Below are 23962 nucleotides of genomic sequence, written 5' to 3'. Positions count from 1 at the left end.
GGTTTAAGCTTTAGGTTGATTGCTTAGTACAAATTTAGTAGCATTACCCATTCATTGCAAATATTTTAACAAAATATTTGTATTTTTATACAATTTTTAATTAAACTTGTATTTATATAGATATTTAAAAATTTATGTCACACAAGAAAGCCCAAAATTTAGAAATTGATAATTTAGACATACAAATTTTATCGATTTTAATGAAAAATGCTACCACTCCATATACGGAGATAGCCAAAGACCTGATCGTATCAGGCGGAACCATCCACGTTCGTATGAAAAAGCTGGAAGAGATGGGCGTGATAAAAGGAGCTAATCTTGAGGTTGACCCCCAAAAGCTGGGCTATGATATTTGCGCTTTCTTAGGCATTTACCTCGAAAAAGGCTCGCAGTACAACGAGGCTGTAAAACAGTTAAAGGCTATTAAAGAGATAGTTGAACTGCATTATACCACAGGTAGCTGGAGTATCTTCGCAAAAATTGTTTGCCATGATACCAACCACCTGCGCGAAGTATTGAACGAGCAGATACAAAGCGTAAAAGGTATTCAGCGTACCGAAACCTTTATATCGCTAGAAGAAAGCATTAAACGCCAGATAACGCTTGATTAAAAGCTTACTTAAATTTATGCTTTAGCGCGTTCAGTTTTGCAGCCATATCCGTTTCGGGTTCGGGCTGGCGTTCGCGTTGCTTTTGTACCGGTTTAACGGCCTGCTGTTGTTGCTTTGCCGTTTGTTTGGGGCTTTCGCTTTCTTTCATCGATAAGGCAATGCGCTTGCGGTTAATATCCACATCGGTTACGGTAACTTTTACCTGCTGACTAACTTTAAGCACTTCATTAGGGTCTTTAATAAAGCGGTTGGTAATCTGGCTTAGGTGTACCAAGCCATCCTGGTGAACGCCTATATCAACAAAAGCGCCAAAGGCGGTAATGTTAGTTACAATACCGGGCAGTTTCATACCTATCTTCAGGTCTTCAATTTTATTTACGCCATCGGTAAAGCTAAAGGCTTCAAATTGCTCACGCGGGTCGCGGCCGGGCTTGGCCAACTCCGTCATAATATCATTCAGGGTAGGCAAGCCAATTTCTGCACTTACATATTTTTGTAGTTGTATCAGCTTACGCGATTGACCATCTTTCATCAGCTGCTCCACAGTGCAGCCTGCATCTTTCGCCATTTGCTCCACCAGTTCGTACCTTTCGGGATGTACCGCGCTGGCATCCAACGGGTTTTTAGCATTATGAATGCGCAGGAAACCCGCCGCCTGCTCAAACGCCTTATCACCCAAGCGGGCAACCTTCCGCAATTCCGACCTTTTTTTGAAGGCGCCGTTGGTATTGCGATAGTCTACAATGTTCTGTGCCAGTTGAGGGCCAAGGCCCGATACATAGGCCAGTATTTGTTTCGATGCCGTATTCAGCTCCACGCCTACCGCGTTAACGCAACTGATCACCGTATCATCCAATGATGTTTGCAGTTTGGTTTGGTCCACATCGTGCTGGTACTGGCCCACGCCAATGGATTTTGGGTCTATTTTTACCAGTTCGGCCAATGGGTCCATCAACCTGCGGCCAATAGATACCGCGCCGCGCACGGTAATATCCTTGTCGGGAAATTCCTCGCGTGCCACTTCGGATGCCGAATAGATGGATGCACCGCTTTCGTTCACCATAACCACGGCAACGCCGGGCATATTCAGTCCGCGTACAAAGGTCTCGGTTTCGCGACCTGCGGTTCCGTTACCTATCGCGATAGCTTCAATATTAAACTTATCGCATAAATGCTTCACCGTTTTTTCCGATTCAGCTAAACCGCCTGCACCGGTATGCGGGAATATCGCGGTATAGTCTAACAACTTGCCCTGCTCATCCAAACACACCACCTTACATCCCGTACGGAAACCCGGGTCTATAGCCATTACACGCTTTTGACCAAGGGGGGCACCCAATAATAACTGGCGTGCGTTCTCAGCAAACACTTTTATGGCATCTTCATCCGCTTTCTTTTTGGTGATGAGGCGCACCTCGGTTTCCATTGATGGTTTAAGCAGTCTTTTATAACCATCGCCAATGGCCAGCTTTACCTGGTCGGCACAAGTATTATAGCCTTTCAGGAATTTTTTCTGCAATACGTTTATTGCCTCCTCTTCGGGTGGTTGTACGTCTAAATACAATATCTCTTCCTTTTCGCCACGGCGCATGGCCAGTACCCGGTGCGATGGCGCGTTTTTCAGCGGTTCGTTCCAATCAAAATAATCACGGTATTTAATACCGGCTTCTTCTTTCCCCTCAATCACTTTCGATTGAAAAGTGCCTTTCTCCACAAACAACGTCCGTACCTGCGTGCGCACCTCGGCATTTTCGCACATCTCTTCGGCAAGTATATCACGTGCGCCTGCCAAAGCTTCCTCTAAAGAAGCTACACCTTTTTCTTCACTCAGGTATTTATGTGCTTCGGCATCCAAATCAATTTTATTTTGCGATAGGATGATATCAGCCAGTGGTTGCAAACCTTTTTCGCGGGCAGCGCTTGCGCGTGTTTTGCGTTTGGGGCGATAGGGCAAATATATATCCTCCAATAAGGTCATGCTCTCGGCCGCGTTCACCGCTTTTTCCAATTCCGGCGTAAGCTTGCCCAGTTCGGTCAGCGATTTCAGGATAGCCTCACGGCGTTTATCCAGGTCGCGCAGTTGCTGAACACGGTCGCGGATGGCTGCTACCTGCACCTCATCCAAACTGCCGGTGGCTTCTTTACGGTAACGGGAGATAAATGGCACGGTTGCACCTTCGTCTAATAAATCAACGGTGGCTTTTACCTGTTTTTCGGAAATGGAAAGTTCGAGGGCTATTTTATGGTTATGAGAGGTCATTATCAGTATCAAATATCAGGTAGCGAATTTGGTGTTCTTTAGGCAAATATTCAAGTATGGGCCGCTGATTTGTTTTGATTTGCATGATTGCGCTGATTTTGTGGCTGTTGATTTTTTCATTCCAAACATTAACTTTACAGATACAACTACGTAAATGGAAACAAACGGCCAACCTGAAGAAGAATCAGGAATAAAGAAAAAATTTAAGGAATACTTCAAGGAATTTGTGATGATGTTCCTGGCCGTATTCATGGGTTTTGTTGCCGAAAATATCCGCGAGCATTTATCGGATAATGAAAAAGGGCAGGAATACGTTGAGAGTTTGGTACAAAACCTTCAAAGCGATACCGCCCAGTTAAAAGTTGTTATTAAATATAGTAAGCAACAGGTAAGCGGACTCGACAGCCTTATTAAGGTTTCCAAAAATAAACTGGAGCAACCCATTGTGCAGGATTCCCTTTATATTTTAACAAGAAAATACCTGTATAATACCACCGAGTTTAAAAACAACGATGTTACCTTAAGTCAGTTAAGGAACGCGGGCGGCTTTGGCTTTATAAAAAGCGCAACAGCTTTGGATAGCATTGCCGTGTTTGAATCGTACCTGGAAACAACAAAAGAGCAGTACGCCGCTACAACCGCAATATTTGTAAGGGCACGTGAGCGTTCCCTGGAGCTGCTCGACCTCAATTGTGGCCTGAAGCTAACAGGATACACATCGTGTACACGGGCAATGATCAGCACCGATAAAGAAAAAGTTGCTGCCTATTTTAATGGCTGCTGGATGGCCCGCGGCGCTTTAAGGGCTTACAATGGGATGTTGCAGGATGGCTTAGATTATATAGAACGCCTCATCGCTTTCCTGAAAAAGGAATACAAGATAAAATAGCCATTACAAACTCAATACCTTCACCTCCGTCCGTCTGTTCAGTTGATGTTCTGCCTCTGTACATTGTACACCATTAGCGCATTTATTTATCAGTTGCGTTTCGCCATAGCCTTTCGCTGTCATCCGGCTGCGGTCAATCCCCTTAATTACTAAATAAGCTACTGCCGAAGCCGCCCTGCGTTGCGATAACGCCATGTTATAATCATCAGATGCCCGCGAATCGGTATGCGATGATAGTTCGATCTTCAGCGTAGGGTTATCGCGCAGTATCACATACAGCTTATCCAGTTCAATGGCCGCGTCGGGGCGGATGTTGGATTTATCCAGATCATAATAAATGTTATTGAACACATAGCTTTTACCGATTACGAAAGGTGGTTTAAACTGCTTGCCCGGCAAGCGCTCGGCGATATTGTCATTACCCATCGGGATATGTACCGGCACTTCGGGCTCATGGTTAGTAAACATATAAATATCATCGTTCCCTTTACCTACCTGTCGGTCTGAAGACAGATACCCCGTAACTCCGTCATGCGTGATCAGCGAAAAATCATCGCTGGTGCTGTTAATAGGATATTGCATGTTTATAGGCTTAACCCATGTCGCTTTTTTGCCAATGGCTTTGTATATATCAAAACCACCCATGCCCGGCCAGCCTTTTGATGCGAAGTACAGCGTATCGCTCCCGCTGATGGTTGGGAAGGCTTCTTCATCTTTGGTGTTAATGTCGGTGCCACAGTTAACAGGTTTGCCCCAAGCACCATCGGCTTGTTTCTGGCAATACCATATATCTGTTTCGCCAATGCTGCCCGGCATATCCGATGTAAAGTACAGCACCATGCCATTGGCCGATAGTGCCGCATGGCCCACAGAATACGTGTTTACGTTATTGTATGCAAAGCTTTTAAAGTTACCCCATTGGCCATTGGTTTTGGTCGCGATGATGAGTTGCAGGCGGCGGGTATACAGCCGCTGCTTTAGGTTAGCATTATTATCTGTATTTATCTTTCGTGCCGGGGCGCGGGTAGTAATGGTAATATAAGCCGTATCGCCGCTGGCATTTACTACCATGGGGCCGGTATGATAATCGGTATTAAACAGCGGGTTCCCTTTAGTAATGAGCGGCAATTCGCCAATATTCCCATCTACAGATTGATACAACCTGAAATAACCATTTCCGCTACGCTTATCTAAACTCGTCATATTCCTGTCGGATGTAAAAACGAAACCGTTTTTGCCATTATAAGCCAGCCCCCAATCAGATGAGCCCGTATTGAATTTTTCGGCATTTTGTACATTATAGCGGGGTTCAAGGCCCATCCATTCCATTGCCGAATCGCATGCGGCTATTTTGGCGGCATACTCAGCAGCTTTGCCAACTTTATCATAGTAAAGTTTGTATTCGGCCTTGGCTTGGTCAAACTTTTGGTTGCGTAACAGTATTTCGGCATACCAGTACGCGCTTTTGGCGGCAGCGTGTTCATCATCAGCAACACGGGCATACCATTCTTCGGCATTTTCGTAGCTGTTCATCAGGCGGTAACAATCTGCTACGCGCTCCAGTATTTTTATATCAGGGTTCTTCTTCCCGGCAAGGTCAAGGTATAAATTCAGACTTTTAAAGTATTCATAACGCTCAAAAAAATCATCGGCCATTTGTTTTTTTGATAGCTGCTCCTGCGCCCACAATCGCGTTAAGCTGAAAATAAAAACGATGAGTAATAGTGCTTTTTTCATATCCCCCATCATTTAAAAATACCTTGGACTAATTATCCTTGGCTTTTTAGGCCTGAAGCTGTATGTTAGCGACAGCTCATGCGAGCCGCTTTGTTTGCTGATCAATGCACTCGTGCTAAAATCATAAGCGTAACCAATCCTGAAACTATCACCCGCGTAAAACTCTGCCATCGCTGCAAAGGCGTCGGTTTTATCGAGCCCGGTTTGCAGGTTGCTTGTTTTAAGTAATGGCACTCCTGTGCGATAGGATGCCCCGAGCCATAATGCTTTGTTCATTAACAGGAAGGTAGTCAGATCAACATTCGTCGGTCCGCGAAAATCTTCCTTTATCATAATGGATGGTTTTAATGACAGCGATGCTGATAGCGGTACTATGCCCCCCGCGGTTAAATATACATGCCTTATTTGTGTAACAATGGCCGCATTGCTGCTGTTATTTGGCGAGCCGGGTATAAGGCTTAGTACCGAGGCGCCGATATATATGGATGATGAATAGTAATATACGCCCACACGAAAATCGGGTGTAAGCTTGCTTTGGTCCCCGGTAGGCAGCAGGCCATCACTTACATCGGTAGCGTTAAACTTTGAAGCATCAATGCTGTATTGCAACAACCCGGCAGCTATGCCAAAGCACAGGCGTTTGGTATCATTGGCATCAAAGCGGATGCGATAAGCGTAATTGGCATAAACCGAGGTTGTGCTTTGCGGGCCAAGCTGGTCTGTTGATGCCAGCAAGCCCAGACCCACATTTTTGGTTTCGCTATTGGTTAAGCCATCTATTGATATGGTATTGGTTCGGGGCGCGCCATTAATGCCCACCCATTGCATGCGGCTGCTTAAATTAAGGGTAACATTATCCTTATACCCGGCATAGGCAGGGTTTACCGCCATGCCGTTAAAAATATACTGGCTAAATTGTATGGTTTGCTGCCCGTAGCCTTTGGTGGTGCCAAAAACAAACAGTAACAATGCAATATATTTAATTAAGCCCTTCATCGTTTTAAATATACCCAGCCCTTAAACGTTGTTGTGCCGCCCGATGCTTCCTTGCGGTTAAAAATATAGTAATACGTGCCTTCGGCCAGGCCGCTGCCATTCCAGGTGTTCAAATAATTTTCGGAGCGGTAAACCTCGGCGCCCCATCGGTTAAATATCAGCAGTTCGCTGTTAGGGTATGATGATATGCCCGCTATTTCCAGCACATCATTTTTACCATCGCCGTTAGGGGTAATAATGTTGGGGATATTAATATCATTCAGCACACGTATCACAACCGTATCGGTACAGCTAAGCGGGTTGGTAAATACAAATTTATAATTACCCGCAAGGCTTAAGCCGGTAACCGTTGTTGTTGTACTTGCCGGACTGGCAATATTAGCTACAGCAGGTGTAATACCAGCCTGCGACCATACACCAGTGCCCGTACCTGTTAACGTAGCCATTGTATTTTTAACAATAGTTTGGCCGGTACCCGCGGCAGGCTTAACAAGTATACTGATCACTGTATTTTGAATGTTGTTACAACCCGTGCCCGATGGTGGCGAATCGCATTCGGCGTTGGCATCCGTTGGTGGGCTGGCATCAGGGTTGGTGGCATCCGGGTCGGTCAAATCAGCCGGGCGTAAAATACTTGCCGATATGGTATTATTGCCTGCCGATGTTACGTTTACCGTGGTACCCGCTATGGTAAAAGTAATAACAGCGCCATTGGCAATGCTTAAGGTTGCATTATAGGCTGTAGCGGATGTTGTAACTGCCGACAGGCTGCTTGTACCCGATGTTGCCGCGCTGCTGATATTTACATTACCGATAACACCTGGAAAAGCCAGGTTTACCTTAGCCCCGGTAACATCACTCGGGCCATTGTTTTTTATGGTAACTGTTGCTGTAAATGATTGGCCAATGCACACCGGCGCTGTCGAAATGCCGGCTACCTGCAGGTCGGCTTCCTGTAATTTAAAACCGGTTGTTGCCAGCAAAGGTGCTGCGGCTACGTATGCCCAGGTATCAATGCTTTTTTCGTTGCCATACTCAGAGTCGCCCGCGCCGGGTGTACCCCATTTATGACCATTAATTAAACTGCTAATGCCGATAAGGTTGGTAACCGGTACCGATGGCGTGCCCGCGCCAACAACAGTAATAGGCGCATCGTTCCAATAAACAGTATAATCGGGCGAGCCAAAACCATTTAAGCGGGTAAGCTTAATGCCGTTTACATTACGCTCCACATCAAAACATGGAAAATGTACTTCGCCCGCGTAAACATTAACGTAAATATTTATATTATAAATGCTGATGCCTGCAGGTGCTTTATTCCCCAGGCCATCGCGGCCATCCCAATAAATGGTATTTCCGCCGGCAGTCACCGTTCCGGTAATGGTGCGGTCTATCGGGTCGTTAAAAACACCGTTCTTATTGATGTCGATGCTGATGGTGTATGCCCCATTACCTGTTGATGTAAAAGTAATATTGCCACCCAAAGGGCTTGTGCCTGCAAGGTTAGGTGTACCCTCCATCCCGGTAAAAGTAGCGTTGGTGATGGATGGTATAAAAGGGGTGTTTGCCAGCCAGGTTGTGCCGGTTGGCGTGGCAGCCGTTGCCGGGAGATCAGCTGCGGGGGTATTAAAAAATATTTTATGCGTAACATCCGATTGTGTGTCTTCCGCACGTGGGTCCTGTACATCAAAAGTAGTTACGTTATCAACACTTTTATAAGATGGTGTCCCGTTGGTATTTCTGAAACCTTTGTTATTGGAAAAGAACGAAAAGCCATTACCCGCCTGCCCGTTATTATCTAAGTTGTACAGGTAGCCATCTTTGGTCAGTATTTTTACTACAGCATTAAAGCCAACATCAAAAGCGCCTAAATAACCCATAAAAATATTGGTGTAAACCCGCCCCGTTAGAAATGAATTTCCGGCATCGCGAACGGTAATATCAAAGGCCGTTATACATTGACTGGCCGGCTGTACCCAATTGGCCGCAGAAGCAATAGGTGTAACAGTAAGCGAAGTGTTGACCGGGATAAAATCGATCTCCCATACCCCATCTTGTCCGGCTAAAACGGGTTGTATAAAAGGGGTGTATCCATTAGTATTTGGCAAAGGCCCGGCAAACTCCTGGGTAATATTGGCAATTAACCCAACCGTGGCCGATGTTCCGCTGGTATATGTCTTTCCGTCGGGCGAGCGGATGATCATGGTGCCCCCGCCTATGCCCTGCGCGCTCGACCCCATGTATATGGATTCGCCAACTTTGGCGTAAACTTTCAAGGTGCCTTTGTTGGGAAATGGGAACGAGGCACTCGCCCCGGTGCCCGAATACAGGTATGCCCTATTGCCACCGTTGGCATTAAGGTCTTTACTGCCCTCGGCAAATACAAATGCAGGTATGGCAATAAGCCATACAAAACAGCAAAATAACCGTTTTATAAAGCCTAACCAATAGAAGGGTATCCTGATCAACATTTGTGTAAAACCGCAATAAACATTGAAGTTACAAAAAAACGCTGATGATAGGTATTTATGATATTATGAGTCAGATAATACCTGCTTTTTCCATAAACTTTTTCAAATTGCGTAATGCGGTTTCCCTCACCCGCTTTTTGAAGGTGATGGTTCAGCCCAGCAACACCGCTGTAAGGCCAAAGGCTTGCCTGGCCCATGTATAAAAGCTAAAGTGGTCGGCATGTTGCACAATTTTACCATCCTCAATTACAAAGCTCGCTTTAATACGGTTTACCACTTTGCGGCTGGTAGCGCTAAAGGTGTACCATGCCGTCCATTGCGCGGTGGCGGTATCATCATCGCTTTTTATGTTTTTAAACTCCAGCTTAAAATCCGCCGCGCTGCTTTTGCACAACATTTCCCACATGGCTTTTACCTGGGTTGCGTTTAAGCCTATAAAGATCGAATCGCTAAAGGTGGCATTATCCGCATAGCAGGCCTGCATGGTTGCATAGTCCTTTTGCTGGAAGGCGGTATAGAATTTGGTGATAAGGTCTTCGTTGGTATTCATTGGGTTGATGATTGGTAGGATGAAGTTAGTGAAATTTTGCGAGCGTATAATCACTAAGCCACACTAATTACGTCTTTGCGAGGTACGAAGCAATCTCTGCGCGATAGGTAGCAAATAAGCACGTAGCTTACTCCTCATAGCCGGAGGGGCTTAGTTACTTTTCCTTGATGAAAAGTAACCAAAAATCAAGACAGAACGAACCTTCAGCCGCACAGGCCATACACCCGGCCCGGCGTTCTGTCGGGCCAGTGCTTCGTTTGGTTTCTTTTGATCATAGCTCCCTCATCGCTGCCGCAAGTCTGCGACTTGTGGTAAAGCTGTCCGAAGTTTCTAACTTCGGGCTAAAGTCAGAGACTTTAGCTAAATATTGCCACAAGTCGCAGACTTGCGGCAGCAAAAGAGGTAGCGAAGTAAGGACGTGTCGATAAACAAAAAAAGCCCGCTATTTTCATAACGGGCTTTCAATATCATAAAGCAATTTCTTACTTCGCTACATACAAAACTTCCTTAACCGCTTTAACAACGCGCTCTGGGTTTGGCAGGTATTCCTGTATCAAAGTTGGGGCGTAAGGCAATGGAACATCACCACCCATAATGCGCAGGATAGGCGCGTCTAAATAATCGAACGCGTCTTTTTGTACTTTAAAGGCAACCTCGGTAGCTATCGAGCCTAAAGGCCAGCTTTCTTCTACAATTACCAAACGATTGGTTTTTTTAACCGATTCGATAACGGTCGCGTAATCAATAGGGCGCACGGTACGTAAGTCTATCACTTCAGCGCTGATGCCTTCTTTTGCCAATTCGGCAGCGGCAGCAATCACAACTTTCATTATCTTACCAAAGCCAACTAAGGTAACATCGGTACCTTCGCTTACTACTTTGGCTTTACCTATTTCTATATAATAGGTTTCTTCAGGCACTTCGCCTTTATCCCCATACATTAATTCCGACTCCATAAAGATAACCGGATCCGGATCTAAAATTGCTGATTTTAATAAGCCCTTCGCATCGTAAGGGTTTGATGGTACTACCACCTTTAAGCCCGGGCAGTTGGCATACCAGTTTTCAAAACACTGGCTGTGTTGTGAACTTAACATACCCGCGTTACCTGTTGGGCCACGGAATACGATTGGCACCGAAAACTGGCCACCGCTCATGCTCATTATTTTGGCTGCGCCGTTTATCACCTGGTCGATAGCAACCAACGAGAAGTTGAACGTCATAAACTCAACAATAGGTTTTAAACCATTCATGGCCGAACCAACGGCTATACCGGCAAAACCCAATTCAGATATTGGCGTGTCTATCACACGTTTAGCGCCAAATTCATCTAACATACCCTGGCTAACTTTGTAAGCGCCATTGTATTCAGCAACTTCTTCGCCCATCAGGTAAATTGTCTCGTCTTTGCGCATTTCTTCGTTCATTGCTTCGCGAAGTGCTTCTCTGAATTGTATTTCTCTCATTATACTGTTAAATCAAGTGTTTTTTCTCGACCGCAAATATAATGAGTAATGTTTATAATGCAACTGCTGTTCATGTAGCTTTATGTAAAAAATATACGCTTTATTTTATGGGTTTTACTGCTATTATATATAGGTATAGTAATGGATGTGTTAACCCTGAATTAAGCCTTATAAATGTGGCGTTAAAAATTGCACATTTTATATACTTTTGCACCCGGCAATAATCAACAATAATATTATGAGCACTACACGCGGACCAATATCCCAATTTATAGAAAAAAATTACCTGCACTTTAATGCCGCGGCATTAATGGATGCGGCAAAAGGTTATGAAACTCACCTGCTTGAAGGTGGTAAAATGATGGTTACCCTTGGCGGCGCCATGAGTACTGCCGAGTTGGGTATTTCTTTGGCCGAGATGATACGCCAGGACAAGATCCAGATCATCAGCTGTACAGGCGCTAACCTGGAAGAAGATATTATGAACCTGGTTGCGCACTCACACTATAAGCGTGTACCTAATTACCGTGACCTGAGTCCGCAGGATGAGTGGGACCTGTTAGAAAACCACTATAACCGTGTAACCGATACCTGTATCCCCGAAGAAGAAGCTTTCCGCCGTTTGCAAAAACACATCCATAAAATATGGAAGGATGCCGATACTGCCGGCGAACGTTATTTCCCGCATGAATACATGTACAAAATGTTGCTGAGTGGCGTGTTGGAGCAATACTATGAGATAGACCCTAAAAACTCATGGATGCTGGCTGCTGCCGAAAAGAACCTGCCTATTGTGGTACCGGGTTGGGAAGATAGCACCATGGGTAACATTTTCGCATCATACGTTATTAAAGGTGAGATAAAAGCATCCACCATGAAAAGCGGTATAGAATATATGGCATGGCTGGCCGGCTGGTACCCTGAAAACTCAGGTGGTAAGGGCATAGGCTTTTTCCAGATAGGTGGCGGTATAGCCGGCGATTTCCCGATATGCGTTGTTCCGATGCTTTATCAGGATATGGAAATGCAGGATATTCCTTTCTGGAGCTATTTTTGCCAGATAAGCGATTCAACAACATCTTACGGTTCATACTCGGGCGCAGTGCCTAACGAGAAGATAACCTGGGGGAAACTGGACGTGAATACTCCTAAGTTTATTGTAGAATCTGATGCAACTATTGTTGCACCGCTGATATTTGCATGGTTACTAAAACAATAGATCATCTGCAAATGATCGAAATTACATTAAAAACAGGTGATTTAAACACTATGATAAAAAGTTGCTTTCTTGCAAACCAAAGCTGATTTTTTCATTTGTTTAGAATGATTATAAATTATATATAAGTGTCATTTATTTGTCAGCGGTTGTCTAATAAATTATACTTTTGTGGTCTGTAAAGGTGGGATTGTTATCAATTTCGCAATTTTTTAAATATCTGTTAACTAAACATTATTCAGCATACATATACTTTATGAGTAATATCTCATTGATTCTTAAACAATTTTCCAGGTCTGTACTACTTATTGCGGGTTTTGCAATACTTGGGTTTTCGGCACGTGCGCAGGGAGATGCAGCAAAAGGCGAAGGTATTTTTAAAGCCAACTGTACTGCTTGCCACAAGTTAGATCAAAAAATGACAGGCCCGGCCCTGGGTCCGGTTATCACTGCCGATACTGATGACAAATGGTTAACCAAATGGATTCAGAACAACAAGGCGCTGATAGCGGCAGGTGATGCTAAAGCCGTTAAGGTTTATAACGACAACCAGCAAGGTAACATGACAGTGTTTGCCACCTTATCTGATGGTGATGTTGCAAACGTGCTGGCTTACGTGCGTACAGAGTACAAAGCAATGCAGGAGAAAGCGAAAGCAGCGCCTGCTACTGCCGCCGCCGCTGATTCTGGTCCGAGCAATCTTGTTATTTTCGGCTTGATCGCTGTTATCGTTATCGCGTTCATCGTTATACTGCTTTTAAACAAGGTAATTGGTACATTAGAGCGCCTGTTGCTAAACAAAAAAGGTTTAGCTGTTGAAGAAGTTGAGGTTGACGATAAAGCTGCAGCCCGTAAAGCTGAATTTAAAAAGCTGCTTAAAAACAAAAAATTAGTAGGTTTCTTCATTGTTTGCGCTGTGATATGCGGAGGTTCATGGCAATGGGTTACCTTGTGGAATACTAACGTACACACAGGTTACCAACCCGTACAACCTATCAAATTCCCGCATGATCTGCATGCAGGTGTAATGAAAATTGAATGTCAGTATTGCCACGCAGGTGCATTCAAATCTAAAAATGCTACCATACCATCTTTAAACGTATGTATGAACTGCCACAAATCTGTTGACAGGCGCATGGATGCTTCGGCACCATCAACCGAGATCGCTAAGATTTATACTGCACTAGGTTATGATCCGGCTACAACTAAATACGATAGTACTAAAGCTAAACCGGTGCAGTGGATACGTATCCACAACCTGCCCGATCTGGCTTACTTTAACCACTCACAGCATACTAAGGTTGGCGGCTTAAAATGTCAAACCTGCCACGGCCCGGTTGAAACCATGCAAGAGGTTTACCAATACAGCCCGCTTACCATGAAATGGTGTATCCAGTGCCACAAACGTACCGAAGTTAACTACAAAGGCAACGCGTATTATGATAACATGATACAGGTTCACGATAAAATAAAACGCGGAGAGAAAGTTACTGCAGCAGCATTAGGTGGTATCGAGTGCGGTAAATGTCACTATTAATAATAAGAATTTAAAACACGATCACAGTTATATAGCTTAAATGGAAAGCAACAAAAAATACTGGAAAGGTTTAGAAGAGCTGAACAATAGCCCCGAATTTGTCGAGTTGAACAAGCACGAATTTGCTGAGCCTATACCTATTGAAGAGATATTGAGCGGAACAGGTTTGATGAACAAAACCCCGCGCCGTAACTTCTTAAAAGCATTAGGTTTTGGCGTGGGCGCGGTTTCACTTGCGGCTTGCGAAAAAGTTCCGGTTCATAAATCTATCCCATACTTAATAAAACCTGAAGAAGTTACTCCGGGTATAGCTAACTACTATACTTCGAGCTACGATGGTCATGCTATTTTGGTTAAAACCCGCGAAGGCCGCCCTATTAAAATAGAAGGTAACCCTAATGATGTTTTATCTAAAGGTGGTGTAAGCGCATCGGCACAAGCTTCGGTATTGGATCTGTACGATGCAAATCGTTTACAAAACCCAATGTTAAAAGGTAGCTCTTCAAGCTGGGATGCTGTAGATAGCTTTGTAAAATCAGAACTGGCAGCTATTAAAGCGGGTGGCAAAAAAATACGCCTGGTAACATCAACCGTAAACAGCCCATCTACTTTAGCGGTTATTGCCGATTTTGTTGCTGCATATCCAACTGCTAAACATATCAACTACGATGCGGTATCATATACAGGTATCATCCAGGCTAACCAAAACAGCTTTGGTAAAGCCGTGTTGCCTCACTACCGTTTTGATAATGCCGATGTTATTGTAAGCTTCGGTGCCGATTTCTTAGGTTCATGGATATCAGGCGAAGAGTTTACACGTCAATACGTTTCAAACCGTAACGCCAAATCTTTGGAAGCAAAGAAAATGTCGCGTCACATCCAGTTTGAATCCGGCATGAGCCTTACCGGCTCAAACGCCGATGTTCGTATCCCGGTAAAACCGTCAGAAGAAGGTATTGCCATCATCAGCTTATACAATGCTATTACCGGTACTACATTACCGGGCAGCCAAAAACTGAGCAACAACGCATCTGCCGAGAAATCGATCATGATCGCTGCGCAAGAGTTAAAGGCAGCTAAAGGTAAAGCCCTGGTTGTTGCAGGCTCAAACGATATCGCTACCCAAACTTTGGTGAATGCTATCAACGTTGAGTTAGCCAGCTACGGTTCAACTATCGATCTGGATAATCCATCTAAAAAATACGCAGGTAACGATTCTGAAATTAAGGAATTGGTTGCCGATATGAAAGCCGGTTCGGTTGACGCGGTTTTCTTTTTGGATGCCAACCCTGCTTACGATTATTTTGGCGCGAAAGAGTTTACTGATGCTTTAGCTAAGGTTCGTTTGAAAGTTTCTTTCTCTGATCGTGGCGCTAACGGCGAAGTAACTACAATTGGCGATGAAACTTCATCACTGTGTACAGTTATCGCGCCTAACCACAACTACTTAGAGCAATGGGGCGATTCGAACATCATAGAAGGTTACTACACTGTAATACAACCGGCCATTAACCCGGTATACAATACACGCCAGGCAGAGCAGAGCTTATTGATATGGATAGACGCTCCTGTTAAAGAATACTATACCTACGTTAAAAATAATTGGGAAAAAACTTTATTGGCAAAAGGTGGCTTAGCCGGCCAGGCTGGCTGGGAAACTTTATTACAAACAGGTTTTGTTAAAGTTGCCGATAAAGCTGCCGTTTCTTATTCTTTAATTGCTAAAGATCTGGCTGCCGTTGCTAACACAATAAACACTCAGGCTGCTAAATTAGTTACCAAAGGTGATGACCAGGTAGAGTTACAGGTTTACGCAAACTCTGTAATAGGTGATGGTAAAAAAGCAAACAACCCCTGGTTGCAGGAGTTACCCGAGCCGGTATCTAAAGTTACCTGGGAAAACTTCGCGGCTATCGCGCCAAAATTTGGTGAGAAATTGGGCTACAAAGAAGGTGATGTAATTAAAATTACCTCCCCTAACGGTTACTCGGTATCATTGCCTGTATTGTTCCAACCGGGGCAGGCCCAGGGCACTGTATCAGTAGCTGTAGGTTACGGCCGTACATTAGCGGGCCCGGTAGGTAATGGCGTAGGCCAAAATGCTTTCCCGTTCTTAACGGCAAGCAACGGCACTCTGCAATCATCATCGGTGGCAACTATTGCTAAAACGGGCGAAATTTCTATCCTTGCCCAAACACAAACACACCACTCTTACGAAGGCCGTACTGTTATACAGGAAACCACTTTCGAGAAATACAAAAAAGACGCTTCATCGGGTAACCGCAGCGAGCGCGAGCACAAAGTTTACTCATTGTGGGATGAGTACGAACGCCCGCAATACAACTGGGTAATGGCTATCGATTTGAACGCCTGTACCGGTTGCGGTGCCTGTGTGGTAGCTTGTAATGCTGAGAATAACGTGCCGGTTGTAGGTAAAGACGAGGTTCGCCGCCGTCGCGAAATGCACTGGATCCGTATCGATCGTTACTATAGCTTTAACGAAGATGGCGGTGCGGTAACAAAAGAAAAAGAAATAGGCGCGTTACAGAAAGATACAGCACACATGGATAACATGGATAATGTATCAGTTGTGTACCAACCTATGCTCTGCCAGCATTGTGACCACGCTCCTTGCGAAACTGTTTGTCCTGTATTGGCAACCGTTCACTCGAGCGAAGGTTTAAACCATATGGCTTATAACCGTTGTATAGGTACACGTTACTGCGCTAACAACTGCCCGTACAAAGTGCGCCGCTTTAACTGGTTTAACTATTGGAACGACAGCCGTTTTGATAACTACCTGAACAATGAGCATACACAATTAGTATTAAACCCGGATGTGGTAACACGTTTCCGCGGGGTAATGGAAAAATGCTCAATGTGTATCCAACGTATACAAGCCGGTAAACTGAAAGCTAAGATCGAAAAACGCCCGTTGAAAGATGGCGATGTTAAGGTTGCTTGTCAGCAAACCTGCTCGGCTAACGCTATCGTGTTTGGTAATATGAACGATCCGGAATCGGAAGTGGCAAAAGCATTGAAGAGCGAACGTACTTACTACGTGTTGGAAGAACTGAACGTACAACCAGGTATTGGTTACCAGGTTAAGGTAAGAAACACTAAAGAAGTACAAGCTTAATTTATATCAATATAATAAGAGATTAATATCATATGGCATCTCATAGCGAATCAATAATCAGGGAACCGTTAATTACAGGCGAGAACATAACCTACGCCCAAATAACTGACGACGTTTTACGCCCTGTTGAAAATACACCTACCAAAGCATGGTGGATAGGTTTCACCGTAGCATCACTGGGCGCATTGCTTTGGGTGGTTGCGGTAAGCTATACCTTCTGGTTTGGTATAGGCGCCTGGGGTTTAAATAAAACCGTAGGATGGGCCTGGGATATCACCGGTTTCGTATGGTGGGTAGGTATCGGTCACGCCGGAACGCTTATTTCGGCGGTATTGTTACTCTTCCGTCAAAACTGGCGTAACTCCATCAATCGTTCTGCCGAGGCGATGACCATCTTCGCGGTAATTTGCGCTGCTACATACATTGTAGCGCACATGGGCCGCCCATGGATGGCTGTTTACTCATTACCGTTACCTAACCAGTATGGCTCACTTTGGGTTAACTTTAACTCACCGCTTATCTGGGACGTATTCGCTATCTCAACTTACTTCTCGGTATCATTGGTATTCTGGTACACAGGTTTATTACCTGATATCGCTACCATCCGTGATCGTGCAAAAGGCGTTAAACAAAAAATTTACTCTGTACTTTCTTTTGGCTGGACAGGTTCAGTTAAAACATGGCAACGTTTTGAAACCGTGTCATTGATTTTGGCCGGTATATCTACACCACTGGTACTTTCGGTACACACCATCGTATCAATGGACTTTGCAACATCGTTAGAGCCGGGATGGCACACCACCATCTTCCCTCCATACTTCGTTGCGGGTGCTATCTTCTCAGGTTTCGCTATGGTGCAAACCCTGTTATTAGTTGCACGTAAGGTATTAGGTTTAGAAAACTACATCACCATGTTCCACATCGAGTCGATGAACAAGATCATCATCTTAACCGGTTCCATCGTAGGTGTGGCTTACTTAACCGAGTTCTTCATCGCATGGTACTCTGGTGTTGAGTATGAGCAATACGCGTTCATTAACCGCGCTACTGGTCCGTACTGGTGGGCATACTGGAGCATGATGAGCTGTAACGTTATTTCGCCACAGTTGTTCTGGGTTAAAAAATGGCGTACAAGCATCCCATTCTCTTGGGTGCTGTCTATCGTGGTAAACATCGGTATGTGGTTTGAGCGTTTCGTAATTATCGTTACCTCACTTCACCGCGATTATATCCCTTCAAGCTGGGCAATGTTCTACCCAACATGGGTTGAGGTAAGTATCTTCATCGGTTCTATCGGTGTGTTCTTCACCTTGTTCCTGTTGTTTATCCGCGTATTGCCATCAGTGGCAATGGCCGAGGTTAAATTATTGCTGAAAGGCTCGAGCGAGCAAGCCAAGAAAAAAGTTTTAGCCGGTGGGCACGTTGATGCTGAGCAAGCGCAGTTCTACAAAGAATCCCTTGAGAAGTTTGATAGTGTTGAAATGGCAGATTACGCAAAAATATAAACATGAGTACTACAAAATTTATATTAGGCCTTTTTGAAGATCCCGATGAAATGATGGATGGGATCCATAAGTTGCAACAAAGCAGCGTACCCATCTATGATGTTTATACCCCTATGCCTATCCACGGTATCGAGGCTAAATTAGGCGTTAAAGATTCACGCCTGGGTTATGCGGCCTTTATGTTTGGCTGTACAGGTGGTACGGTAGCTTTCAGTATGTTGTATTACATGATGGTTGCGGATTGGTCGCACAACATTGGTGGTAAGCCACACTTTGCCATCCCTGATTTTGTTCCGATCACTTTTGAGTGGACCGTATTGTTTACCGCGTTTGGTATGGTAGCTACATTTTTGTTCGCTACGCATCTTTTCCCGGGACGTACGCCAAGGGTAATGGACCTTAGGGCAACTAACGACAGGTTCATCATCGCTATCGATGCCAAAGGGAACACTCCGCATGAGGATATTACTAAAATTTTAAAAGAAGCAGGTGCTGTAGAAATTAAGCATAACGACAGAAAATATGTTAGCTATGAATAAATTTAAAATATTGGGTGCAGCGGTTATTACTGTTACCGTTTCGTTGTTCGTTACATCATGTAAAGATAAACGCAGCACGGGATGGGAATATGCCCCTAATATGTATGAACATATTGCATACGATCCGGATCAGAAAAATCCAAACTTTAAAGACGGTAAAACAGCACAATTGCCACCAAAAGGTACAACTCCTGTAGGTTTTGTAAGGTTTGACTATCCTAACGGTAACGAAGGATACGAAAAGGCAAGTGCCGAAGTAAAAAACATGATGGCCATAACCGACAAAAATCTTGCTGATGGTAAGGCTTTGTTCATCACGTTTTGCGCGCCATGCCATGGTGCCGAAGGTCAGGGCGATGGTGAAGTGACCAAACATGGTTTCCCGCCGCCGCCGTCATATTCAAAAGGTAATTCATCACGCGGTGGTGCTATGAAAGACTTAACCGATGGAAAAATTTATCATACCATTACCTATGGTGTAAACGCAATGGGTTCATATGCTTCGCAATTAAATCCTGATGAGCGTTGGAAAGTGGTAATGTATGTTCATCATTTACAAACTTTATAAGATCAGATATATTAATGGGAACTCATAATAGTTTTAATTTAGACGAGAAGTTCGAGTTTAGCGGCAAAGCTAAAACCTGGAGCTTGATCGCTATTGTTATCGGTATTGTTGCAATAGCATACGGCTTTGGAATAGGCCACATCGAGCGTACGTTTTCAAACCTTTTGCTGATGGGTTATTACTTCGCTTGCGTATGTATGGCCGGTGTATTCTTTTGCGCTGTACAATATGTAGCACAGGCAGGCTGGTCGGCCGCGTTAATACGTGTACCACAGGCATTTGCTAAAGTATTACCGGTAGCAGCATTGATACTGATAGTTATTGCAGGCGCAGGTTTGTATTTTACGCATACCGTGGTTGATGAAGAAGGAAGATCTGTAGTAGTACCTTACTTATACAAAATTTGGGCGGCTCACGGTGTTACCGATCCCAAAAGCGAAGCTTACGATGCTATAATAGCCGGCAAATCATCTTTCTTAAACATCCCTTTCTTTTTTGGAAGGTTGATCGTTTTCCTGGGTGTTTACAGCATATTTGGTTATCTGTTAGCTAAATACTCAAATAACGAAGATCAATTGGGCGGTATGTTCAATTATAACAAAAGCTTTAAAATGGCTTGTATCTTCCTGGTAATATTTGGTTTTACTACTCCAATATTCGCTTTCGATACCATCATGAGTTTAGAGGCACGTTGGTTTTCAACCATGTTTGGCTGGTATAACTTTGCTGCCATGTGGGTAAGTGGTTTGGCTATTATTACTTTGGTATTGATTCTGCTACGTCAAAAAGGGTACTTTACTTTCATAACAGAAAATCACATCCACAGCTTAGCTCAATTAATATTCGGTTTCTCTGTATTCTGGACGTATGTATGGTTCGCACAATTCTTGCTGATCTACTACGCTAACTTACCCGAAGAAGCTGTATATTTTTACCGCCGCTGGGAGCCTGAGTTTAAACCATGGTTCTGGTTAAATATCATCATCAACTTTGCCTGTCCTATATTATTGCTGATGGCACGCGATTACAAACGTATGATACCCCGTGTAAAATATGTATGTATCCTGTTAATATGCGGTCACTGGTTAGATTATTATATGATGATCATGCCGGGTACTGTTGGTGGCGAAGGCCGTTCTTTCGGAGTTGAAGAAATTGGTATAGCACTTGGTTTTGCCGGATTATTTACTTTCCTGATGCTAACAGCATTAAGCAAGTTTAAATCTACCATTCCTAAAAACCACCCTTTTATAGAGGAAAGTTTGCACCACCATATTTAATTAACCTTGTTTATAACTAATCAGAATACCAAAAAAACGATATAATGGCATTCAAAAATATATTTAAATTCAAAACATTATCAACGGCTGTTGCGGCAATGCTTTTATTTGCAACAACTACTGTAATGGCCGAGGCGCCTGCTGCTGCAGCTGCCACCGCTGATGATGCAAGTACAACCATGTGGACGGGCGTTGGTTATTATGTGCTTTTATTTGTGCTATTGGCAACAATAGTTGGCATAGTAGGTAAAATACTACGTGTTTATGATCTTACAGCTCAAATACAAGGTAAAAAGGCCATCAACTGGAACAACATTATGGGTGTGCTTTGTATTGTATTCCTGTTAGCGGGTTTATATGGCTCTTATTGGGAGTTTACAGAGCAAGGTACAATGAGCTTACCGGCAGCAGCATCAATACATGGTGTTGATCTGGATAATATGTTTAGCGTGACATTCATTATCACGGTGATCGTATTTTTCTTAACGCAGATATGCCTGTTCTGGTTCTTGTTTAAATACCGTGGTTCTGATAAACGCAAAGCATACTTTTACCCGCATAACAATACCATCGAAAAAATATGGACCGTTATCCCGGCTATCGTATTAACGGTATTGGTTATCACTGGTTTCTTTACCTGGAAAAAGATCACCAACACTACCGAAGTTAAAGGGGATATCAACATCGATGTTACCGGCCACCAGTTTGCGTGGGAGCTTCGTTACCCTGGCAAGGATGGAAAATTGGGTACAAAGGATTATAAATTAACCACAGGCACTAACAAAGTAGGTGTTGATTTTAAAGACAAAAATAGTCTTGACGATCAGATAGCTGATACTTTGGTAGTACCGGTTCATAAATCTATACGTTTAAACATCATCGCACAGGATGTTATCCATAGTGTTTATATGCCACATTTCCGTGTGCAAATAAATGCTGTACCGGGTTTACCAACCTATTTTAAATTTACTCCTACCCTTACTACAAATGAAATGCGTGCAAAGGTTGAAGACCCTAAGTTTGAATACTTGTTGTATTGCAACAAAATTTGCGGTGGCGGCCACTACAACATGCAAAAGGTTGTACGTGTAGTTAGCCAGGCCGAATATGATGGCTGGGTTGCTGCTCAAAAACCTTATTTTAATGACGCGTTGAAGAAGGAATTGAAAATGGCTGATGCAAAACAGCCAAAGGCGTTGGGTCAAAACAGATTAGCACTAAATAATTAATACCAAAATAGCGATTATGTCAACATTAGCAGTTCACGACCATGGCGTTGAAAGCCATGATCACGATCACGAGCATCATCACGATACATTTATAAGCAAATATATATTTAGCATGGATCACAAGATGATCGCTAAGCAATTCCTGATAACAGGTATTACTATGGCGGTTATTGCGATGGTTCTGTCTATCCTGTTTCGTATCCAATTAGCATACCCTGAAAAAACTTTCCCTTTGTTGGAAACTTTGTTGGGCCACTTTGCACCTGGCGGAAGGTTAGCTCCCGAGTTTTACCTGTCATTGGTTACCATTCACGGTACCATCATGGTATTCTTCGTGTTAACTGCAGGCTTGAGCGGTACATTCAGTAACTTGTTGATACCATTGCAGGTTGGTGCACGCGATATGGCGTCTCCGTTCTTAAACATGCTTTCATACTGGTTCTTCTTTTTAGCCAGCGTTATCATGCTTAGCTCGTTTATGGTACAAAAAGGCCCCGCAAGTGCCGGTTGGACAATCTACCCGCCGCTATCTGCATTGCCTAAAGCTATGCCTGGTTCTGGTGAGGGTATGACCTTATGGCTGATCAGTATGGTACTGTTCGTAGCATCATCACTAATGGGGGGTATCAACTACGTAAGTACAGTATTAAACATGCGTACAAAAGGTATGGACCTTTGGAAAATGCCATTGACCATCTGGGCATTCTTCTTAACTGCAATTTTAGGTGTATTGGCATTCCCGGTATTAGTTGCCGGTGTGGTGTTGTTGATATTTGACCGTAGCTTTGGTACCAGCTTCTACCTTTCGGAGATTGTTGTACAAGGCCAGGTTATGCCTTATGAAGGTGGTAGCCCTATACTGTTCCAGCACTTGTTCTGGTTCCTGGGTCACCCTGAGGTGTACATCGTAATTATGCCTGCACTGGGTATCTCGTCAGAAATTATCTCAACCAATTCACGTAAACCGATCTTCGGTTACCACGCGATGGTTTATTCACTTATTGGTATATCGGTGTTATCGTTCATCGTATGGGGACACCACATGTTTGTTACGGGTATGAATCCGTTCCTTGGCGGCGTGTTCATGATCACGACTTTGATCATCGCGGTACCATCGGCAGTAAAAACATTCAACTACTTAGCTACATTGTGGCGCGGTAACATCAGGTTTACACCTGCAATGTTGTTCGCCATCGGTTTGGTATCATTCTTTATCTCGGGTGGTTTAACAGGCTTGTTCCTGGGTAATGCCGCTTTGGATATTAACCTGCACGATACTTACTTTGTTGTTGCCCACTTCCACCTGGTAATGGGTTCGGCAGCTATATTTGGTATGTTGGCGGGTGTTTACCACTGGTTCCCTAAAATGTTCGGCCGTTTAATGGACGAGAAATTAGGTTACCTGCACTTTTGGTTAACTTTCATCGGTGCATACCTGGTATTCTTCCCGATGCACTTTATGGGTTTGGATGGCGTGCCACGTAGGTACTATGCCTTCACCGAGTTTCCGTCAATGGCGCGTTGGTTATCAGTTAACGTATTCATCACGTGGGCAGCTATCTTGTCAGCATTAGCGCAGGTAGCCTTCCTGTTCAACTTTATCTATTCTATTTTCTGGGGTAAGAAAACAACTCAAAACCCATGGAACTCAAATACATTAGAGTGGACTGCTCCTATCGAGCACATACACGGTAACTGGCCGGGCGAAATACCAACTGTTTACCGTTGGCCGTATGATTACAGCAAGCCGGGTGCAGCGGAAGATTTTATCCCGCAAACTGTACCTCACTCGCAAACCATGAGCTCAAATTTAGTGCATGACTTTGAAGATAACGAGGCAGGTTTAGCCGCTTTCCACGAATGGGTTAAAGCAAATCCGCCCCGCGAAGAAGTAAAATAATAAGATTATAATGATCTGATTTTTTGGGGTATCTGTAGGGTTTTATTCCTAAACAGATACCCCAAATTG

17 protein-coding genes are annotated in these 23962 nt (G+C 44.0%); 11 read left to right on the top strand and 6 right to left on the bottom strand.

Going from position 1 to position 23962, the window contains the following annotated elements; all coding sequences use genetic code 11:
• Positions 1 to 134 precede the first annotated feature (134 nt).
• The gene (locus KXQ82_RS11250) at positions 135 to 611 is read left to right on the top strand and encodes an Lrp/AsnC ligand binding domain-containing protein (protein ID WP_219488475.1); all 477 of its coding nucleotides are present in this window, start codon (positions 135 to 137) and stop codon (positions 609 to 611) included.
• 4 nt (positions 612 to 615) lie between these two features.
• Here the strand turns inward: KXQ82_RS11250 and KXQ82_RS11245 are convergent, their stop codons facing one another.
• Positions 616 to 2871, bottom strand: coding sequence for a Tex family protein (locus KXQ82_RS11245; RefSeq protein WP_219488474.1), 2256 nt, complete (start codon positions 2869 to 2871; stop codon positions 616 to 618).
• A 154-nt stretch (positions 2872 to 3025) separates the two neighbouring features.
• Here KXQ82_RS11245 and KXQ82_RS11240 point away from each other — a divergent pair, with 154 nt between their 5' ends.
• The gene (locus KXQ82_RS11240) at positions 3026 to 3760 is read left to right on the top strand and encodes a hypothetical protein (protein WP_219488473.1); all 735 of its coding nucleotides are present in this window, start codon (positions 3026 to 3028) and stop codon (positions 3758 to 3760) included.
• Positions 3761 to 3763: 3 nt separating this feature from the next.
• Here KXQ82_RS11240 and KXQ82_RS11235 read toward each other — a convergent pair whose 3' ends face one another.
• The 5 genes from KXQ82_RS11235 to KXQ82_RS11215 form a co-directional block, all read right to left on the bottom strand.
• Positions 3764 to 5497 carry an OmpA family protein gene (locus KXQ82_RS11235; RefSeq protein ID WP_255563626.1) on the bottom strand — a complete coding sequence of 578 codons (1734 nt, stop codon included), beginning with the start codon at positions 5495 to 5497 and terminating at the stop codon, positions 3764 to 3766.
• 12 nt (positions 5498 to 5509) lie between these two features.
• Positions 5510 to 6493, bottom strand: a complete 984-nt coding sequence (locus tag KXQ82_RS11230) for a PorP/SprF family type IX secretion system membrane protein (RefSeq protein ID WP_219488471.1) — start codon at positions 6491 to 6493, stop codon at positions 5510 to 5512.
• Positions 6490 to 8964, bottom strand: a complete 2475-nt coding sequence (locus KXQ82_RS11225; RefSeq protein ID WP_219488470.1) for a T9SS type B sorting domain-containing protein — start codon at positions 8962 to 8964, stop codon at positions 6490 to 6492. Before KXQ82_RS11225 ends, KXQ82_RS11230 begins: the two co-directional genes overlap by 4 nt.
• 151 nt (positions 8965 to 9115) lie before the next feature.
• Positions 9116 to 9514, bottom strand: a complete 399-nt coding sequence (locus KXQ82_RS11220; protein ID WP_219488469.1) for a nuclear transport factor 2 family protein — start codon at positions 9512 to 9514, stop codon at positions 9116 to 9118.
• A gap of 482 nt (positions 9515 to 9996) precedes the next feature.
• The gene (locus KXQ82_RS11215; protein WP_219488468.1) at positions 9997 to 10980 is read right to left on the bottom strand and encodes a pyruvate dehydrogenase complex E1 component subunit beta; all 984 of its coding nucleotides are present in this window, start codon (positions 10978 to 10980) and stop codon (positions 9997 to 9999) included.
• Between the two features lie 238 nt (positions 10981 to 11218).
• Here KXQ82_RS11215 and KXQ82_RS11210 point away from each other — a divergent pair, with 238 nt between their 5' ends.
• The 9 genes from KXQ82_RS11210 (at position 11219) to KXQ82_RS11170 (ending at position 23893) form a co-directional block, all read left to right on the top strand.
• The gene (locus KXQ82_RS11210) at positions 11219 to 12199 is read left to right on the top strand and encodes a deoxyhypusine synthase family protein (protein WP_219488467.1); all 981 of its coding nucleotides are present in this window, start codon (positions 11219 to 11221) and stop codon (positions 12197 to 12199) included.
• Between the two features lie 253 nt (positions 12200 to 12452).
• On the top strand, positions 12453 to 13733 hold the full coding sequence (locus KXQ82_RS11205; protein WP_219488466.1) for a cytochrome c3 family protein: 1281 nt from the start codon (positions 12453 to 12455) through the stop codon (positions 13731 to 13733).
• Between the two features lie 40 nt (positions 13734 to 13773).
• Positions 13774 to 16872 (top strand): TAT-variant-translocated molybdopterin oxidoreductase, encoded by a 3099-nt coding sequence (locus KXQ82_RS11200; protein WP_219488465.1) that lies wholly within the window; start codon positions 13774 to 13776, stop codon positions 16870 to 16872.
• A gap of 32 nt (positions 16873 to 16904) precedes the next feature.
• The gene (nrfD, locus tag KXQ82_RS11195; protein ID WP_219488464.1) at positions 16905 to 18377 is read left to right on the top strand and encodes an NrfD/PsrC family molybdoenzyme membrane anchor subunit; all 1473 of its coding nucleotides are present in this window, start codon (positions 16905 to 16907) and stop codon (positions 18375 to 18377) included.
• A 2-nt stretch (positions 18378 to 18379) separates the two neighbouring features.
• Entirely contained in the window at positions 18380 to 18916 is a 537-nt protein-coding gene (locus KXQ82_RS11190; RefSeq protein WP_219488463.1) for a DUF3341 domain-containing protein, read from the top strand.
• Positions 18900 to 19484 (top strand): c-type cytochrome, encoded by a 585-nt coding sequence (locus KXQ82_RS11185; RefSeq protein WP_219488462.1) that lies wholly within the window; start codon positions 18900 to 18902, stop codon positions 19482 to 19484. Before KXQ82_RS11190 ends, KXQ82_RS11185 begins: the two co-directional genes overlap by 17 nt.
• Positions 19485 to 19498: 14 nt before the next feature.
• Positions 19499 to 20764: a quinol:cytochrome C oxidoreductase gene (locus KXQ82_RS11180; protein WP_219488461.1), complete on the top strand. Its 1266-nt coding sequence runs from the start codon at positions 19499 to 19501 to the stop codon at positions 20762 to 20764.
• 44 nt (positions 20765 to 20808) lie between these two features.
• Positions 20809 to 21993, top strand: a complete 1185-nt coding sequence (locus KXQ82_RS11175) for a cytochrome c oxidase subunit II (RefSeq protein WP_219488460.1) — start codon at positions 20809 to 20811, stop codon at positions 21991 to 21993.
• A gap of 16 nt (positions 21994 to 22009) precedes the next feature.
• A complete protein-coding gene (locus tag KXQ82_RS11170; RefSeq protein ID WP_219488459.1) occupies positions 22010 to 23893 on the top strand; it encodes a cytochrome c oxidase subunit I in 1884 nt (627 codons plus the stop codon).
• Positions 23894 to 23962: the final 69 nt, after the last annotated feature.

The sequence above is a fragment of the Mucilaginibacter rivuli genome (assembly GCF_019391655.1).
Classification (GTDB): Bacteria; Bacteroidota; Bacteroidia; order Sphingobacteriales; family Sphingobacteriaceae; genus Mucilaginibacter; species Mucilaginibacter rivuli.
Note: the sequence above shows the minus strand (reverse complement) of the source record. Positions and strands in the feature narration are given on the sequence as shown.

Excerpts from the sequence above, each read along its gene's own strand:
- KXQ82_RS11210 (WP_219488467.1), top strand. The coding sequence starts at position 11,219 with ATGAGCACTACACGCGGACCAATATCCCAATTTATAGAAAAAAATTAC.
- KXQ82_RS11175 (WP_219488460.1), top strand. The coding sequence starts at position 20,809 with ATGGCATTCAAAAATATATTTAAATTCAAAACATTATCAACGGCTGTT.
- KXQ82_RS11200 (WP_219488465.1), top strand. The coding sequence starts at position 13,774 with ATGGAAAGCAACAAAAAATACTGGAAAGGTTTAGAAGAGCTGAACAAT.
- KXQ82_RS11220 (WP_219488469.1), bottom strand. The coding sequence starts at position 9,514 with ATGAATACCAACGAAGACCTTATCACCAAATTCTATACCGCCTTCCAG.
- nrfD (WP_219488464.1), top strand. The coding sequence starts at position 16,905 with ATGGCATCTCATAGCGAATCAATAATCAGGGAACCGTTAATTACAGGC.
- KXQ82_RS11240 (WP_219488473.1), top strand. The coding sequence starts at position 3,026 with ATGGAAACAAACGGCCAACCTGAAGAAGAATCAGGAATAAAGAAAAAA.
- KXQ82_RS11245 (WP_219488474.1), bottom strand. The coding sequence starts at position 2,871 with ATGACCTCTCATAACCATAAAATAGCCCTCGAACTTTCCATTTCCGAA.
- KXQ82_RS11235 (WP_255563626.1), bottom strand. The coding sequence starts at position 5,497 with ATGAAAAAAGCACTATTACTCATCGTTTTTATTTTCAGCTTAACGCGA.
- KXQ82_RS11180 (WP_219488461.1), top strand. The coding sequence starts at position 19,499 with ATGGGAACTCATAATAGTTTTAATTTAGACGAGAAGTTCGAGTTTAGC.
- KXQ82_RS11170 (WP_219488459.1), top strand. The coding sequence starts at position 22,010 with ATGTCAACATTAGCAGTTCACGACCATGGCGTTGAAAGCCATGATCAC.
- KXQ82_RS11250 (WP_219488475.1), top strand. The coding sequence starts at position 135 with ATGTCACACAAGAAAGCCCAAAATTTAGAAATTGATAATTTAGACATA.
- KXQ82_RS11185 (WP_219488462.1), top strand. The coding sequence starts at position 18,900 with ATGTTAGCTATGAATAAATTTAAAATATTGGGTGCAGCGGTTATTACT.
- KXQ82_RS11225 (WP_219488470.1), bottom strand. The coding sequence starts at position 8,964 with ATGTTGATCAGGATACCCTTCTATTGGTTAGGCTTTATAAAACGGTTA.
- KXQ82_RS11205 (WP_219488466.1), top strand. The coding sequence starts at position 12,453 with ATGAGTAATATCTCATTGATTCTTAAACAATTTTCCAGGTCTGTACTA.
- KXQ82_RS11215 (WP_219488468.1), bottom strand. The coding sequence starts at position 10,980 with ATGAGAGAAATACAATTCAGAGAAGCACTTCGCGAAGCAATGAACGAA.
- KXQ82_RS11190 (WP_219488463.1), top strand. The coding sequence starts at position 18,380 with ATGAGTACTACAAAATTTATATTAGGCCTTTTTGAAGATCCCGATGAA.
- KXQ82_RS11230 (WP_219488471.1), bottom strand. The coding sequence starts at position 6,493 with ATGAAGGGCTTAATTAAATATATTGCATTGTTACTGTTTGTTTTTGGC.